Annotated in this window: 9 protein-coding genes; all 9 read right to left on the bottom strand. The window is 34.8% G+C overall.

Annotated elements, in window-relative coordinates; genetic code table 11:
* Positions 1 to 40: 40 nt before the first annotated feature.
* The gene (locus ASD98_RS01280) at positions 41 to 1450 is read right to left on the bottom strand and encodes a serine hydrolase (RefSeq protein WP_056199012.1); all 1410 of its coding nucleotides are present in this window, start codon (positions 1448 to 1450) and stop codon (positions 41 to 43) included.
* Between the two features lie 119 nt (positions 1451 to 1569).
* Entirely contained in the window at positions 1570 to 2133 is a 564-nt protein-coding gene (locus ASD98_RS01275) for a DUF2911 domain-containing protein (RefSeq protein WP_056199008.1), read from the bottom strand.
* Positions 2134 to 2235: 102 nt separating this feature from the next.
* Positions 2236 to 4038 (bottom strand): glycoside hydrolase family 2 protein, encoded by a 1803-nt coding sequence (locus ASD98_RS01270; RefSeq protein WP_056199004.1) that lies wholly within the window; start codon positions 4036 to 4038, stop codon positions 2236 to 2238.
* A 204-nt stretch (positions 4039 to 4242) separates the two neighbouring features.
* Positions 4243 to 6660: a glycoside hydrolase family 2 TIM barrel-domain containing protein gene (locus ASD98_RS01265; RefSeq protein WP_056199000.1), complete on the bottom strand. Its 2418-nt coding sequence runs from the start codon at positions 6658 to 6660 to the stop codon at positions 4243 to 4245.
* Positions 6661 to 6768: 108 nt separating this feature from the next.
* A complete protein-coding gene (locus ASD98_RS01260; protein WP_056198995.1) occupies positions 6769 to 7941 on the bottom strand; it encodes a glycoside hydrolase family 88 protein in 1173 nt (390 codons plus the stop codon).
* 87 nt (positions 7942 to 8028) lie between these two features.
* The gene (locus ASD98_RS01255; protein ID WP_056198992.1) at positions 8029 to 9549 is read right to left on the bottom strand and encodes a RagB/SusD family nutrient uptake outer membrane protein; all 1521 of its coding nucleotides are present in this window, start codon (positions 9547 to 9549) and stop codon (positions 8029 to 8031) included.
* A gap of 12 nt (positions 9550 to 9561) precedes the next feature.
* Positions 9562 to 12564, bottom strand: coding sequence for a TonB-dependent receptor (locus tag ASD98_RS01250; protein ID WP_056198989.1), 3003 nt, complete (start codon positions 12562 to 12564; stop codon positions 9562 to 9564).
* 214 nt (positions 12565 to 12778) lie between these two features.
* Positions 12779 to 16870, bottom strand: a complete 4092-nt coding sequence (locus ASD98_RS01245; protein ID WP_056198985.1) for a two-component regulator propeller domain-containing protein — start codon at positions 16868 to 16870, stop codon at positions 12779 to 12781.
* A 294-nt stretch (positions 16871 to 17164) separates the two neighbouring features.
* Positions 17165 to 18793, bottom strand: coding sequence for a DUF4955 domain-containing protein (locus ASD98_RS01240; RefSeq protein WP_056199623.1), 1629 nt, complete (start codon positions 18791 to 18793; stop codon positions 17165 to 17167).
* Between the last annotated feature and the right edge of the window lie 15 nt (positions 18794 to 18808).

The following is an 18808-nucleotide window of genomic DNA, read 5'->3' as shown; positions in this document are numbered from 1 at the left end:
ATTAACCATTAACCATTTACAATTAACCATTAATAACTAATCATTCCTTACTTTTTTTATTGAAAGAAGGAAGAATGTATTTTTGAATCAATTCATCGCTTGGTGATTGTGAGTTATAATTTCCGCCAGTAATAACGGTTATCATATTTTGGTCTTCCCAAATATAAATTTTCTGGCCGCCGTTACCTTGGGCAGCTTTTCCATCATATCGAACACCATCAACATTCAGGTATTTTAGCCACCATAAATAACCATAATTCACACCTTGCACAACAGAATGTTTTGTTAAGGATTCCTGAACCCAGTCTTTAGAGATTACTTGTTTCCCGTTCCAAACCCCTTTATTAAGATACAGCATTCCTAATTTTGCCATATCTCTTGAATTCAAATAAACCTGACAGAAAGTTTCGGCACTTGATGCATCGGGTTTAAAATTCCATTTGAAATTTTTAATATCTAAATCTTTAAAAAGAGTCTGTTTAGCAAATTCAGGTAAAGGCATTTTTGTGGCTCTTTCAATAATTTTTCCCAATGTTATAGGATTTCCCGAACAATACATTCCTTTGCCGCCCGGAACATCAATCATCGGAAGATCTAAGGTAAATTGTATCCAGTCATCAGAATAATTCATAGTAGTTTCATTCCCAACTGACTTTGGATTGCTCACATCACAATCAAGCCCGCTTTGATTGGTTAAAAGATTTTCAATCGTAATCTGCCTTTTATCAGAAGTAAGGTTTTTAAACGTATAATCAGGAAAATAAGAAAGTACCGTTTCATTTTTACTTTTGATAAATCCCTTATCTATAGCAATTCCTGTAAGTGCCGAGACAAAGCTTTTGGTAGCCGAACGAATTTCATGAAGTTTGGTTTTATTGTACTCATAAAAGTATTCTTCAAAAACCAGTTTTCCATCTTTAATAATTAAAACGCTGTGAACGTTAGGATAAGTTCCGTTAACAATTTTTTGCATCATTTCGTTTAATAATGCTTTGTCCAAACCAGACTGATCCAGATTCCCGGTTACTAAACCATCAAGATCTTTTTTAGGCTGCTGATATACATATTTATAATCTTTAGAAGCATTAAGTCTTGGATACCACATTTCTTTTGGGAAAACGACTTTTTTACTAATTAATTTGAAGGTTTTTCCATCAGAAGTATAACCCGTAATTGCAGCAGTATTATTTCTAATAAAAGTTACTTTTTCTTTTGACATATTCAGGAAAATATCTTTCTCATGAGGTTTTAATGAATACTTACTTTCATTAATGATAGCATATAAAATAGTATCTTTTGGTGATGCAGCAATTTGAAGCGTAGTATTGTTTTCATATTCATAAATACCTTCATACTCTTTTAATTGTTCGTATGTAATTTTAAATTTTTGCTGAGAATAGCCGTAGAAAACGGATATTAAAAAAAATAAAAGTAAAGTGGTTTTTTTCATTCTTTTTGGTTTATGGTTAGTTAATAGTTAGTTATGGTATAATTGACTCTTATAAAAGCAAAAAAAGAGACACTTAATTTAAATTAGTGTCTCTTTGTATAGTTTATAATCGTAAACAATTATTTAACCGTAATAGGCAATTCAGCAGTTGTTTTATCCCATCCGATAACAAGATTTGCTACAGAACCCTGAGTTGTAAAAGCAATTGATAAAGCTTCGATTACTTCATTTACTGGTTTTACAGGAACTGAAACTCTAACTACATCTTTACTTTCGTCATAAGCATAAGACCCCCATAAATCAATTTCTTTATTGATAATGATAGTCCATTTATCTTTTTCAGGAATTGCGAATAAACTGTAAGTTCCTGCTGGAATACTTTTTCCGCCAATTGTTACTGCTTTGTAAAATTTGATTTCAGTATTTTCATTAGCACCAACTCTCCAAACTTCACCAAACTTCACGATATCCCCAAAAATAGTTCTTCCTTTTACAGAAGGTCTTGCGTAAACAACTTTTACAACCGGACTAGGATTGTCTGTTTTTTTGAATTTAACAGCTTTGTTTGGGAAATAAGAAATATCAACCGGACTTGCATCAAGCGGAGCAAATTTTACTACATCTTGCGCTTGAACTGTAAAGGCAGCAAATAAAGTAACTGCCATTAAATAGAATTTTTTCATAAGGTTACAATTTTTAGAATAACTACAAAGTAAGTTAATAATGAAGAAAAATCATATAAATACAGTTTGTTTTTTGTTAATGAATTGGTAATGGTTCTTAATTTACTTTTCTTCTTTTTTCTTTTTGTCGTACCAATTCTGCATAATGTAAAAAGCTTTCTTTTTTTCACCGTCATTTGAAATTAGACCTTTACGATTATAACCGTCCTGAATACCCGGAAGAAGTCTTTTTGGAGATCTGAAATCAACTAAAATCCACGGACTTAATCCGCTTAAATGAGGGATTTTTTCAATCATTTTCAAATTTTGGATGTATAAATATTCCTGATATTCTTCTGTCCAGCGTTCGTTTTTCTCTCCGTGAAATCCCGCTTTAGCATCTCCTCCAAATTCAGAAACAAAAACAGGTTTGTTGTATGGCGTAGTCCAAAATGTTTTTTCAGCATTTTCTAAGTTTCCGCCATACCAGCCTAAATATTGGTTGAAGGCAATAATGTCAAGCGATTTACCAATTTCATCATCAATCTTTCCATTATGCGTTAATAAAGCCGCACTAATTAATCTTGTATTATCCAGTGATTTTGTATGCGTTACCAAATTATTGATAAAAGCATTTCGCGCGTCAGAAACCGGAGTTTCATTTGCCATAGACCAAATTACAATGCTGGCTCTGTTTTTATCTCTGGTAATCGCAGCGGTTAATTGATCCTGAGCATTTTGATACGTATTTTTATTGGTAAACTCAACCGTCCAGTAAACCGGAATTTCTTCCCAAACCATTAATCCCATTTTATCAGCCTCTCTAATAATGTTTTCGTTATGCGGATAATGCGCTAAACGAACATAATTACAGCCTAATTCTTTTGCCCAGTTTAATAAACGTAAAGCATCTTCCTGAGAATTCGCACGCCCGCCCTTGGCATTTTCTTCATGAATCGAAATTCCTCTTAAAAAGACCTGTTTTCCATTCAATAAGATTTTGTCTTCTTGTGTTTCAATAGTTCTAAAACCAATTTTATCGTTTAACTTTTTTCCGTTAAAATCGATTGTAACATCGTATAATTTTGGATTTTCCGGTGACCAATATGATATTTTTTTCGCTGGAATTTCAAAATTCAAAATTCCGTCAGCACCAATTTTTCCTTTGTAATTAATTTTTAATTCCGGAATAGAAATCGAAGCCTGATTTTGTGCCGGATTTAAATTATTGATTTTGATAAAACCAGAAATAACATTGGCGTTATTCTTTTTAAGCTGAATCGTATAATCTTCAATAAAAGATGATTCTTCCTCAATTAAAGTTACATCGCGCGTAATTCCTCCATAATTCCACCAATCGGTATTCACTGTCGGAACATCTTCTTTGTGGCGTGTATTATCTACTTTGATAACCAAATAATTGTCTTTTGGTTTTACTATCGCGGTAACTTCATAGTTAAACGGAGTAAAACCGCCTTCGTGAGTTCCTAGTTTTTTTCCGTTTAAATAAACGTCGGCTTTATAATTGATGGCTCCCAAATACACAAAAAGGCGTTTATTAGCGGCCAGATTATAGTCGAAAGATTTTTTGAACCAAACATTTCCTTCGTAATATTTTAGTTCTGTTACCTGCGAATTCCAGTCGCCTGGAATATTTATTGTTGGCGATTTATCAAAATCATATTCCACTAATTCCTGTTTGTTTGCCGCATGATAATTATTGAAAAATGCGCCTTTTGCTGGTTTTTCCTGTTTGTCGTATTGATCAAGGTGAAAGCTGTAAAAGCCCGTTTGATAGGGATCAACAATGTAGTTCCAAACGCCGTTTAAAGATGTTGTATTTCGGTTTGGAACGTTTGAAATTAAACCTTGCGATTGTCCGGCAGCGAACATTGTCAGGAATAAGAATGTTAGGATTTTTTTCATTTTTTGTAATCTTTGTTTGTAATATATATAGTTCCTACGGAACATTATTTGTGGGCATAATATTCATTTTTCAACGGATTTCATCCGTTGCTACCGACCTCTTGTTCCTAAAGGAACTTCTTTAAATCTTTCTAATCCTTTTAATCAGTGGCAAAAAAAACTTTGCGAACCTTGCGTAAATCTTAGCGAACTTTGCGGTTAAATTTAAGGTTCAATCTTCAAATATTCCCCTTTAAAACTCTGATTCAAAGCCGTCATTTCAATTGGCAGACCGGAACCATCAGGAATAACTTCAATAGACGCTTTTCCGTTTGCCATTTTTATTGATTCACTTCCAGTTGGTGTTCCTTGATTCTTTAAGGTTTTACCGCCTTTCAAACATTGAAAATAAACACTTTCTTCATAATCTAAGCAGCGTAAATTGTTATTATCAATCGCAATTGCCGTAACCAGATAATTACCGTTTTTTAATTTTTCGGAAGACAATTGCAAAGATGAAGCTGTATCATTTTTATTGAAACGATAATTGACTTTTATAGTATCAGAAACCGTTTTGCCGTCTTTATTTTTACCAATAGCAACTAAAACATTTTCTCCTTTTTTAAAATTGACATCCCAAGTTAACCCATTTGCAGGATATAGCGAAAGATTTTTTTGTTTTTCACCAAGAGATTTTCCGTCATGAAATAAGGTAACTTTCTCGCAATTACTAAAAACATTTATAGTTCTTGGTGTGTTTTCAGGGCCTTGACGTTCTGTCCAGGTGTGTGATTCGATGTAAGTGAAAGGCTCTTTTGCCCAATAACTTTTAAAAACATAATACGCATCTTTCGGATTTCCGTTTCGGTCAACCAATCCTTTTTGGTTCATGTACGGAATATCGTCTTCCGGACGTAAAGGCGTTGCAAAATCCTTAAATGCCCATTGTACATTTCCCACAAAAGTTGGGTCATTCTCGGATATATGCAAGTGCCAGTCAAATAAATCAACGATATAATTTTCGCTCCAATCGCCAATTTGGGCAATATTAGCTACTTTAGTTTGTACAATTGCTTCTTCCCAGCCTTCTGCTTTTATAACATTTTCGCCTGTTACCGGATTCTCGCTGTGACGGCCTACGTGGCTGTCACCGCCATATTCGGCGTGAATGAAATGTTTGTATTCTTTTTTATAAACATCAATTGCTTTTTGGTAGCTTTTGTAACTTCCGGAATACCAGCCAGACCAGATAGAAGGAGAGAAGACATCTACAATATGCGAGCCTTCATAATATTTTCTAATCGCGGTTTTTCGGTTTGGATCCAGTTTATGCGCAATGTCGTTTAATTCGGTTAAAAAGACATTTGTTTTTTCTGTATTATCTCCGTTAGGAAAATCAGGAAGCCAGTTCATTTCATTTCCTAGCGACCAGATTATAATACTTGGGTGATTGTAATTTTGATTGATGATTTCTTTGAGCATGTTTTTGGTATTCGTCTGCCAAAGTTCATCGCCAATTCCGCCGCGGCACCAAGGAAGTTCATCCCAAACTAAAAGTCCAAGTTCATCGCAGGCTTTATAAATTTCAGGATCTTGCGGATAATGCGCTAAACGAACAAAATTTGCGCCCATATTTTTTATCGATTTCATGTCGGCCCAATGCTGTGCGTTGCTCATTGCCGCGCCAACTCCGGCTTGTTCTTCATGACGATGTGTACCGCGAATCAATAAACGTTTTCCGTTTAAATAGAAAGGGCCGTGATCTTTAAACTCAAACCATCTGAAACCTACTTTTTCAGAAATGCTGTCTTTAATTTGATTTTTTTCTGATAAAACTGCCGTTAGGGAATATAAATTCGGTTTTTCGGTATCCCAAAGTTCCGGGTTTTTTATGTTTTCAAAAGTTATTGTAGAAGTTTTATCTGAAACAGAAATAGTTTTGCTAGCCACTTTTTTTCCTTTTGGATTTTTAAGTGTTACAGTTAACGATAAATCTTTTGAATTATCTGCATTTACAAAAGTTGAAACAATTTGTACAGAAGCTTTTTTAGCCGAAACTTCCGGAGTTGTAATCTTCAAATTATCAATATGATTTTTATACTTCGAAACTAACCAGACATCGCGCGTAATTCCTCCGTAAATAAAGAAATCACTTTTTTGAGATGGAATAATTTCAATGTCGTAACTATTATCAACACGAACAAAAATATCATTGTTTCCTTCTTTAATAAAGTTTGTAATGTCTATAGAAAAGCCAATATAACCGCCAATGTGTCCTCCGGCTTCTTTACCGTTTACATACATTTTTGTCGTAACATTTGAACCTTCAAAGTATAGCGAATACACTTTGTTTTTATCAATCTGCGTAATATTTAATTTCTTTTGATACCAGCTTGCATCGCGTCGGTAACCCGGATATAAATCGGTTGCATCTTCTGCATTCCAGGTGTGCGGTAAATTTAACGAAGTCCAGTTTGAAGCTTTTTGAGCATCACTGAGATTTGAAGTATGATTTTCTAAATACAGCCAATTGTCGTTAATATTCATCTTTGTCTGAGCAAAACTGCTGCTCAGACAAATCTGAAAAAAAACAAAAAGCGCAAAAATTGAAAATGTATTATTTTGATACAGATAATTCTTCATAGATTATAAAACTTTTTTTAGGTTCAAAGGCTCAGAGGTTCAAAGGTTCAAAGGCTGAAAACCTTTGTCGCTTTGTTGCTTTGTCCCTTTGCACCTTGTATATCTTTGTTATTTTTTTCTTAGTAATGCTTCCAGAAAATAATAGTCGGCGTAGATTATTGGTTCGTCAATTTCATCGTGTTTTGGCCAGTTTCCTGTGCTGTGATCAAATAGAAAAGGAGCCTTAATTTTAGAATCTAAAATATATTTATCGGTTTGAACCGAAGTCATTAGTTTATCGGCGAAAGCCAGATAAGTTTCATTTTTTGTATAACCGTACAATTCATATAATCCTGATGCCATTACCATTGCGGCGGAAACATCCCGAGGTGAATTTGGAATCCCCGGATCTTTTAAATCCCAATACGGAATTCCGTCTTCCGGCAGGTTTTTATTGTTCATAAAAAAGGCTGCAGTTGCTTCGGCTTGTTTTAAATAAGCCGGATCTTTTGTGTATCGATATGACATTGTAAATCCATAAACTGCCCAGCCTTGGCCTCGTGCCCAAACGGAATCATCATTATATCCCTGTAAAGTAGTTTTTTTTCTAACATTACCGGTATTTGGATCATAATCAATTACGTGATAACAGCTGTTGTCTTCTCTAAATTGATTTTTTAAAGTGGTGTTAGCGTGTTGAATGGCAACGTCACGGTATTTTGGATTCCCTGATAATTTAGAAGCTTCAAAAAGCAATTCCAGATTCATCATATTGTCAATGATAACCGGGTAATCCCAAATTTCCTTGTTAAAATCCCAAGAACGAATGGAACCCACTTTTGGATTAAACCTTTTGCATAAAGTTTCGGCGCCTTTAATAATTACTGCTTCGTACTCTTTCTTGTTTTCCACTTTCAGCGCTTCTCCAAAACTGCAAAACACTTTAAAACCTACGTCATGCGAATTACTGTTAACACTTTCCTTTTTGCTGAAAGGAGTCCATTTTTGAGCTTGTTCTTTATATTTTGAGTCGCCTGTCAATCGGTATAACTGCCAAAGATTTCCGGCAAAAAAACCGCTTGTCCAGTCTTTTGAAGGGACTTTGCGAATCTCATTGGTTTTAATATTCATGCTTCTTGGCATCGACAGAGAATCAACCGGATAATCGAGCAACATTTTGTAACGCGTTTCCAGTAAATTATTTGCCGCTGCAGTGCTTTTTGTTTGAGAATTAATCCCAGATTTGCACGCTGTTACCAGCGATGCAAACCCAAGGATTAAAATGAAACTAACTTTATTCATACTTACTAATTAATCTAATTTTTAGTTTCTAGACTTTGTTTTAGACGCGAATCCGTTTTATCAGCGTTCCATAATAATTCTACTAAATTAATAGCCAGGATTATTTGGTTTTAAATTTGGATTTATTGCCAATTCTGTTCCCGGCAATGGCCATAAATAATCTTTATCAGGATTAAAATTGGCATGCGGTTCTAAACCAGCAGGGCCAAACACTTCAGGGCCATTTTTTAATCTTTTGATATCGTACCATCTGATATATTCAAAAGCCAATTCTAATCTTCTTTCGTCAATAACCATTTTTTTGAAATCAGCTTTTGACAAACCTGGTGTTACATTTGCAGGGAAAGAAACTTGTCTTCCTCCTTTATTTCTTGCTCTTGCACGAACTCGGTTTACATAACCATCAGCTTCTGCAGTTCCCGGATTAATTTCGTTTAAGGCTTCTGCAGCTGTCAATAAAACTTCTGCATAACGCATTGTAATATAATTATGCTGAGAAGTTCTTCCGTTTGCACCCGCTTTTCCCGGAAAACGGAAATATTTTGCAATATGCGGACGAGGCGCTTTTTCGTTATCGCTTGAAGGATAAACTTGTAATGATCCGCCCGGACCGGTTTTCTTTCTAATAATAGTATCAAAACTTACCGCTCTTCTGTAATCTCTTTGATCCCAAGTATTAAACACTTTTAATGACGGAACAGCAACTGAAAATCCCTGACCGTAGCTGTAACTGTCATCTTTTAATGAACCTGTAAAAAACGCGGTATAATCCTGACCGTAATTTCCTGATGTTAAGTTATTAAAATCTATTGTAAATAATGGTTCTTTTAACGAAGCTGCTTTTGTAGCGTTAAATAAATCCTGAAAATCTGCATCAAGACCTAAGCCAAATTTTGTTTCGTTTGTAATAACATATTTAGCTTCATCGTAAGCTTTTTGATATTGACCCAAAGTTAAATAAACAGAAGCTAAATATCCTGCTGCAGTACCTTTTCCGGGAACGGCTTTTACTTTTGGTTTGTCATCCAGCCATTGTTTTGCAAACTCTAAATCGGCAATAATTTTTGGATAAACATCTGCTTCTTTTGTTTTGCTGATAGAATTTACCTGAGAAACATCGTTTACCACAAAATCAATGTACGGAATGTCTCCAAAAAGACGCACTAAATGATAGTAAGTAAAGGCTCTTGCAAAGTGCGCCTGCGCCACAATTGCGTTTACTTTTGCAGGATCTCCCGGCGTTTTTTTAGCACCTTCAATGGCCTGATTTGCTGCTGTAATGATAACATAAGACTGAGGCCAGAAGTTGGCTACAAGTGCATTTGTATCGTTCATACCCATATCGTTTACATCGATACGTGCGGCTTGTGTAGTTCTGTCGCCAATGTCAGACATGTCGTCGCGAAGCATTAAGGCGATTGTAAATTCTCTTCCCCAATAATTATTGTGCGCAATGTTAGCAAAAGCCCCGTTTACAGCTGCCTGTAAATCGTCTGTATTATTGAAAAAGTTTTCTGGACGAATGACTCCCACCGGATGTTCTTCTAAATCAGAACAGGCAAAAAAGGTGAGTGTTCCCAGGAAAAGAAAAGCTATATATTTTTTCATGATATTTTTTTGTTAGAATTTTACGTTTAGACCCATTGTAAACGTTCTCACGTTTGGATAACCTCCATAATCCAATCCTAAATTGGTATTACTTCTTGAGTTGTTGTCGTTTAAGTAACTCGTTTCAGGGTCAGTTCCCGGATAATCAGTAATCGTCCAAAGGTTTTGTGCACTGATGTAAAAACGAACTTTACTTAATCCGAATTTAGAAACAACGTTCTCACTTAAACTATATCCTAAAGAGATGTTTTTTAAACGGATGTAACTTCCGTCATAAACAAATCTAGACGTAACTCTTTTCGTTCTCGCTGCATTTTTAGGAACATTTGTATCTGTATTTGTTGGCGTCCAGGCATCCAAAACTTCTGTTGTAGCATTGTTGTTTCCAGAAGCTAATTCCATTAAAGTATAGTTCAGGATCTGTCCGCCTTCTGAACCTTGAAAGAAAATATTCAAATCAAGATTTTTATACGTGAAATCATTGTTTAAACCAAAGATGAAATCAGGATTTGGGTTTCCGATAATGGTTTTATCTTGTGAATCTAATTTTCCGTCACCATTCACATCTTTGAATTTTTCACCACCCGCAGTTGTTTCAAAATTTCCTGGTAAAGCAGTTTCTCCTTGCTGCAATACACCATCATAAACAAACCCGAAGAAAGAACCAACCGGCTCACCAACTCTCAAAATTTGAGATTCTGTTGCCAAAAAGTGACCTGGAGTTGAGTTGATCAATAAATCTTTATTATCAGCTAATTTTAATACCTTGTTTTTGTTTGAAGAGATATTAAAACTTGTATTCCATGTAAAATCCTGACCAATAAAGTTTTTAGAATTAATACCCAATTCCCATCCTTTGTTTTCTAATTCTCCAACATTTTGAAGCTGAGAAGCAATTCCCGAAACACCCGGAAGCGGTCTGTTGAACAATAAATCTTTCGTAATCGTTTTATAATAATCTGCCGTAATGCTGATTCTGTTATCAAATAAACCTAAATCAATTCCGTAATCCTGTTGGTATGAAGTTTCCCATTTCAAATTCGGATTATCCAAAGATGTCAATTGAACTGCATTTACAATAACGTCACCGCTCACATCATAAATTTCAGAGAATCTTGATAAAGTAGAGTAGGCACCAATTGAAGGATTTCCTGTTGCACCATAACTCGCTCTAAGTTTAAGATTAGAAATCGTTTTGCTGTCTTTTAAGAAATTTTCTTTACCGATATTCCATCCAATTGCTCCAGAAGGAAAAGTCCCGTATTTGTAGTTTTTACTAAAGCTTGAAGAACCATCTCGTCTGGCCGTAAACGTTAATAAATATTTGTCATCGTAATCGAAATTCAACCTTCCGAAAGCAGAGATTAATTCAGTTTCAGATAAATTAGAATCTGGCTTTAAGAATACAGTTCCCGCACCAAGATTTCTATATGAATTAGTATTCGTTAAAAATCCTCTTGAAGCAGCATACGAGCTTTCGTTTTTATTTTTTTGATAAGAGTAACCTCCAAGAACCGTTAAAACTCCTTTTTCGATAATTTCACGTTTAAAAGTCAAATAATTCTCTGTTAAGAAAGAAGAAAATCTAGTGTTGTTTACAGAAGCTTCTCCTTTGATATTTTTTCCTGCAATTAATGTTGAAGGAATAAATCTTCCGGTTTGAGAGTTCGTATCTGTTAAACCTAAAGTAGTTTTAAACTCTAAATCTTTTGTGATTTTGTACTGTGCAAAGAAATTGTTTCTGTTTACAATAGAAACTGTTTCCAGAATGTTTTCCATCGCTGTTGCATACGGATTATCAATATCATCACCAATTGGTGCTGTTGTAGTAAACGTTCCATCTTCATTATAAATTCCTTTGTCTGGCATAAATCTGTAAGCCGATGCAATTACACCCGAAGCTCCGGTTCCTCCGGCTCCAGTCTGGCTCACAATTCCGTCTTTGTTTTGTTTACTTGTAAAAGTGTTTAATCCCACTTTAAATTTAGGAGATAAATCAGCTTCAAGATTACTTACAATAGTGTATTTATCAATTCCTGAATTAATTACAACTCCATTTTGATTGAAATAAGTTCCGGAAACATAATATTTCACAGTATCTGAACCACCAGAAAATGATAATTGAGTATTCGAAATCATTCCGTCACGATAAATAACATCCTGCCAGTCTGTATTTGCCGGACCTTGTGTATGCGTTGTAAAACTTTTTCTGTACGCCGAAAACTGATCTGCATCTAATAAATCCAGTTTATTATTTACAGTTTGAATAGAAGTAGAGTTGCTGAATTCAATTACCGGTTTTCCTGGTTTTCCTTTTTTAGTTGTAACCATGATAACCCCGTTTGAACCTCTAGATCCGTAGATTGCCGTTGCCGAAGCATCTTTTAAAACTTCAATAGAAGCAATATCCTGCGGAGCTGGCATGGAAACTCCTGCAAAACCATCTACAACGATAAGAGCATCTCCACTTGCATTAATTGAAGTTCCACCACGTACCCTTATTTTTACAGGAGAACCTGGTTCACCACCATTATTGGTTTGTACCGAAACCCCTGCTGCACGACCTTGTAAAGCTTGTTCTGCATTTAAAAGTGGATAAGCAGTCAACTCTTTTGCCGTTACAGAAGAGACAGAACCTGTAATGTCGCTCTTTTTACGGGTTCCATAACCCACAACAATTACTTCTTCAAGATTTTTGGTATCTGGTTTTAAACTTACATTGATGGCAGTTTTGTTTCCCACCGGAACTTCAACGCTTTGGTATCCTACAAAGTTGAAAACTAAAACAGCGTTTTTTTCAGAAACAAAAACGGTGTAATTTCCATCCATATCTGTAGTTGCTCCAACTGAAGAATTCTTGATATAGACATTTGCACCAGGTAAACCGAGTAAATCTTCGCTCGAAGTTACTTTTCCCGTAACTTTTCGTTCCTGTGCATTCATGATGATCGTTACCAGTAAAAAAGATACCAGTAAACACCATTTAAACGATTTGATTTTTTGGTCTGTAAACATTCATTTTTTGGTTTTAAGGTTAATGTTAGAGAAAATAGAAAAGCAATAAACTCATTCCGATTATCACAACGACAAACAAAATTTGCAGCAATAAAAAGTTTGTTTTTTTGATTTTCATACGGCAAATGTATGTGCCGAAAACGATATAGAAATACAAAAAAGGGTATCTAAAAATACAGATACCCTTTTTTAAGCCCTTAAAACATTGAGTTTTTTAAAGTACGACCGAAGATTTATAAAATTTGTCGGAATATTGAGACGGAGTTTCTCCGTATCTTTTTTGGAAACATTTGCTAAAGTATTTCGGATTGTTAAAACCGACTTTATAACTAATTTCTGAAACGTTTAATTTATTTTGTTCCAATAATTGAGCGGCACGTTTTAACCTGATTTCATGAATGAATTCGTTTGGCGTAAAATTTGTCCAGGCTTTTACTTTTAAAAATAACATGGTACGGCTTACTCCCAATTCTGAACAGAAAAACGGAATATCAAATTGCTCGTTTGAAATATTATCCTCGACAATTTTAAATGCTTTTTTCAATAATTCTTCGTCCAGAGAAGAAACCGTAATTTCTGAAGGAATAAAACTGTCTTCGCTTGAAAATTTAAGTCTTAAGCGTTCGGTTGAATTTAAAAGGTTTTTAACGCGAAGTTTAAATTCCATTAAATTGAACGGTTTACTGATGTAATCATCGGCACCGCTTTCTAAACCTTCAAATTTATAAACCAACGAAGATCTGGAAGTCAGCAAAATAACCGGAATATGACTCGTTTTTAAGTTTTCTTTGATTTTAGAACAAAGCTCAGTTCCTACCATTTCGGGCATAATAACATCACTTATAATCAAATTCGGGACAAATTTTAAAGCTTTCTCAAAAGCGATTTTCCCATTTTCGGCTTCAATAATATTATAATCCTTTTTGAGCAGGTTTTTCATGAACTTTCTCAAAACCTTATGATCTTCAACAATTAGAATCGTTTGTTTTTCTTCATTAACAATCAAATCATCAATGTCTTCATTTTCTATTGTTTCCGAAGGTTCAAGCTGTGCCGTGTATTGCGCAATATCATCGCTGATTTTAAAATCAGGAATAATTTCGCTGTCTAAAAGATGTTCACGGCCTAGCGGAAGTGTTACTTTAAAAATAACGCCGCCCGAAGTTTTATTCGTTACATCGATTGTTCCTTTATGTAGTTTTACAATGTTTTTTACAATCGAAAGTCCAATTCCGGTTCCTTTATTATAGTTTTTCTGAACCTGATTATGTGTTGGTACTTCAAAAAACAAATCAAAAATTTTATCGATATGTTCTTCTGAAATTCCTACTCCTGAATCTTCAACCGAAATAAAAAGATTTTCGGGATCGTGATTTATTTTAATGTTGATTGTTCCGCCTTTTGGCGTATATCGAAACGCATTCGAAATCAAATTATAAAATACACGTTCGAGTTTATATCGGTCAAAATAAACGGATATTTCTTCATCAGAAGTTTCGAAGGTATAATCATAGCCGCCGTCTTTGGCATATTCTATAAAGGATAAAAAGATTTCTTTGGTGAATTTTACAATATTTCCGTTAGCAGATTCCAATGTAACCTGATCATTTTCAAGTTTTCTGAAATCCATTAAACGGTTAATTAAACTTAAAAGATGATTGGCGCTTCCTTCAATCACCAAAAGCTTTTTGTACATTTCGTTCGTTCCGTTATAATCGGCCAGAATTTGCTGTAACGGCCCTAAGATCAAAGTTAAAGGCGTTCTGAATTCGTGTGAAATATTGGTAAAGAAATCCAGTTTTGCACGGTTATTTTCTTCAATGCGTTTTGTTTCAAGATATTCCAGTTCTAATTTCTGTTTCAACCTCGCTTTCGACTTCATAATCCAGATCAAACCGTATAAACCTAAACCAATTACAATTCCGTACAACAAAAATGCCCAGATACTGCGCCACGGAGCCGGATTTACAATAACGGTAAGCGTTGCCGGAGTTTTGTTCCAGACACCGTCATTATTAGCACCCCGAACTTCAAAAACATAAGTTCCCGGATTTTGAATCGCAAAATTAGCTTCGCTGTTTTTAGTTGTTGTCCAGTTATTTTCTAAGCCTGTTAAACGATAACTATATTGATTGTTTTTTGATCGAATGTAATTTGGAATTGCAAAGTTTATCGAGAAATTGGCCTTATCATAATCGAGTGTTATGGTTTGGGTATAACCAATGCTTTTTTCTAAAATTCCGGGTGCATCACTCGCATTTATAGTTTCATTTTTAATTTTCAAATCAGTAATTAAAACCTGCGGGGCATATTGATTTAGGGAAATTTTTGACGCATCAAAATAGGTTGCTCCAGACGGACTTCCGAAATAAAATTGATTCGAATCTAATTTTAAAGCCGAATTATCATTGAATTCATTACTCGCCAATCCATCTTTTTGATCGTAAATTACAATGCTTTTTTTAGTTGTATTGTATTTGATAATTCCCTGATTGGTACTGATCCATAAGTTTTTATCGTCATCTTCTAAAATAGAATGAATAGAGGTAATAACCGTATTTCCGATTCTGAGATTGATACGGTTGAATTTTTTTCCATCAAAATAGTGCAGTCCTTTTGCTTTTGTACCAACCCAGATTTTATTTTGAGAATCCTGAAACAAAGTCAAAATATCATCGCCGGATAAAGCCGAATGGTCGTAAAAGAAATGCTGAATTGTATATTTCTGCGGATTGAAATTTTTTAACGGAATACGATTTAAACCATTTTGAGTTCCAACCCAAACAAAATTTTGTTTGTCAACTAAAATAGTTCGGACAATGTTATTGGTAAGAAAAACAGGTTTTGTATTATCATTTCCGATAATCTGAAAAGTTTTATTTGCTGTATTATAACGGATTAAACCTTTACCGAAAGTTCCGATCCATAAAATGTGACCTTCGGTTTTAAGCGAATAAACACCGTTTTCTTTCAACAAAGCAAGTAAATCCGGAGCAATTCTATTATCTTCAATTCTTTTTGAAATGGTATTATAAGCTGATAATCCTTTGCCAAAAGTTCCAATCCACAAAATATGATCGTCAGAAAGACACATCGATTTAATGTCGTTTTTATTGGCCTGACCCGTTTTGCTGTTGATATAACTTACGGCTTCGGTATTTTGATTGTAAATCGTGATGCCTCCGCCTTCAGTTCCAAAATAAATATTATGATTTTTATCGGCAATGATCGAACTGACTACATCAAAACTCATTGGAATTTTTTTCGAATTCTGATTGTAATTCGAGAAATTGACATTTGAAACGTCCCAAAGGTTCACACCTTTGTAATAACAGCCAATCCAGATCGAACCTTTTTTATCCATAAAAACAGATTTTACTTTGTCGATTCCGTTGTTGTTATTGCTGTTGTTTATTTTTTGCAGGCTTTTATCTAAGCCTAAAATATAGATTCCGTCATAAGCCCCAATCCATAAAGATCCTTGATTATCAATTACTAAAGATCGAATATCAGTATTGATTTCGCGGTATTTATCAGGATTTAAAAAAGAAACAAAAGTTTTTTGTTTCTGATCGAATTTTAAAAGTCCTTTATTTTTTGTTCCCACCCATAAATTACCGGTTTTATCTTCAATAATCGATTGAACATTCAATAAATCCGTAGTATTTAAAGGATAATTCTTAAACGAAAATTTACCGCCTTTTCTGCTTGTCAACTGGCATAAACCTTTTGTGGTTCCAATCCAGATTTCACCTTTTTTGGTTTTTAAAATACTTAAAATATTATTGCTCGGAAGTGTAGAAGTATCTGTGTCAGAATGAAAAACAGAAGTAAAATTCCCTGTACTTTTATTCAAAATTGTCAGCCCTTTTGAAGTTCCAAACCACATTTCGCTGCCAATTTCTTTAATGCTCCAAACCGCATTATTGCTTATCGTATGATTGGCTTTGGTATGCAGATATCGAGTAAATTTGTTAGAAACAGGATCGTAACAATTCAAACCATTGTAAGTTCCAACCCAGATTTTTCCAGAATTGTCTTCTACAATTGCCAAAATATCATTGTTGCTGATCGAAGATTTATCATTGACATCATTCCTGAAAATAGTAAACCGGCTGCCGTCGTATTTATTCAATCCGTCGCGCGTACCAAACCACATCTGCCCAAATTTATCCTGATGTATGGCAATGACAGAACTCTGCGAAAGCCCGTCGGTAGTAGAAATATTTTTAAGGCGGTATTTATTTTGAGAAAAAAGATTTCCGAAAATAAGTACGGTTACGAGAAAAGCTATTTTATATTTCATAGCGTTATTTTTAAGGTTCAAAGAAGCAAAGGATCAGAAGTTCAAAGGTTTCTTACTTATGATTTAATCTCGCAAAGTCGCTAAGACGCAAAGTTTTATTTGTTCATTTTCATGATTAATAAGTATTCTTTGTCATTTCGACGAAGGAGAAATCTCCACAAGTAGCTCGGCAACGAGAGTCCAATCTTTGTAGAGTTTCTCGCGGAGATTTCTCCTTCGTCGAAATGACATAAATGAGAAAAAACTTTGCGTCTTAGCGACTTTGCGAGATTATAACTTTATGATGAGCAAAACTTACTTTAAGCGTCTTTTCAATTGATAATTATATAACGACGGGATTTTTTCTATCGGCGTGTTTAAAAATTCAATATAGGGATCGACGTCGTATTTGATTTCAAATTTTGTATTTCCGTGTACGCCAATGATTCTTGCAAAAGCGCCGTCTTTCATTCCGTATAATAAAACGGGTTTTGTTTGATCCGGATTTTCGACTTGTACATTTAAATTCCAAAAAGTACTGAATGGCCCATGTGAAGGTTTCCAATAATCAGCACCACCGCCGCCAAATAGAAAATAAGCGTTGTTTTTATCAGCCGTAATATGAACCGTAATATTATCAAATAAATTTTGATGATTTGCTCCCGAATGCTGATCTAAAAGTGCATCGGCAAATATCTCACAATCCTGATATACGTTTTTAGTAGAAAAGGTATTGAAACTCAACGGATGAACCGCTTTATTGTAGATTTTAAGATTCTTTACTAAAACATTATGAACGCCTCCTAAAGTTACGGTATAATGAGATAAATGCGGTCCATCGGTAACAATATTCTGAACTGTAACATTTGAGATTTCTTCGCCGAGAATCCCGCTGTCAGCATTTGTGATTTTTACATCATTAACCCAGCTGTTAAAAAGGCGGGTAAGGAAAATAGCATTATTTCCCGGTTCAACATGATGCGCCACTCTCGGAATATCAGGAAAAGTAAAGCGAAGATGTTCAATTCCTACTTCGTTTAAATGTTTCCATTCTACCAGTTGCGCCTGATAACTCGGTTTAATTGAAATAGTTAAAGGTGTTTTAATGGTAATTTTTGAGTTTGAAACCTTCACAATTTCAACCTGTTGTCTCACAATAGGAAGTTTTGGAAACTGCCAGTGATGTGATCCCGGTTTTACTTTTGCGCCCTGATATAAATCTTTAATAATTTCGCCGTTTTCGCCATCTTTATTAAACAATTGCAATTCGACGATATCACCAACTTTTAGATTTTTTACATCAGAAACATTGATCGTAAATTCACCCATTTTCCCAGAATTAACTTTTGCCAAAACGTTAGGTTCCGGTTCGTATTTATCCAAATAAGATTTTACACGTTCACCCGGTATTTGTGTCCAAAGGAAACCTCCGGACCAAGCATATTGAGAGAAAGGCAAATCAACATTGTTTTCAGGCTCGCGTTGTCTTTTATCAAAAGTGGTAAGATATTCCCGAAGTTCTGCCAGAGATTCCGGATCTTTAAGATACATCATTGGTCTTGGGCAGTAGATTTCAGTTCCGTTTTCGCCAGAACCTGCACCGCGGAGTACAAAATTGCTTCTTTCGATATATACAATTTCACTCAGAATAATTCTGCCTTGAGGTAATTGTAAAATAACATTTCCGTCGATTGCATTTGCTGCTTTTAAAGCTTTTAAGAGAGCTTTTGAATCGTCTAAATTGTCGTTTGCTTTTACACCAAAATCAGCGGCATTTATAATTTTTCCCTCGGCTTCCGGAAGTTTGCTTTCACCAAAATGATATCCCGCAAAACTAAAATCAGGAAGATAATTCGTTTTTGAAGTAATAATTTTAGGTATTTCCTGCGCCAATACAGCGTTCATAAAGAGGCTGCAGGATATAAGGATAGTTTGGCGAATCATGGTTTTGTGGTTTTT

Source organism: Flavobacterium sp. Root186 (assembly GCF_001428525.1).
In the GTDB taxonomy this organism is placed as follows: Bacteria; Bacteroidota; Bacteroidia; order Flavobacteriales; family Flavobacteriaceae; genus Flavobacterium.
This window is presented reverse-complemented; position numbering and strand designations above follow the sequence as displayed.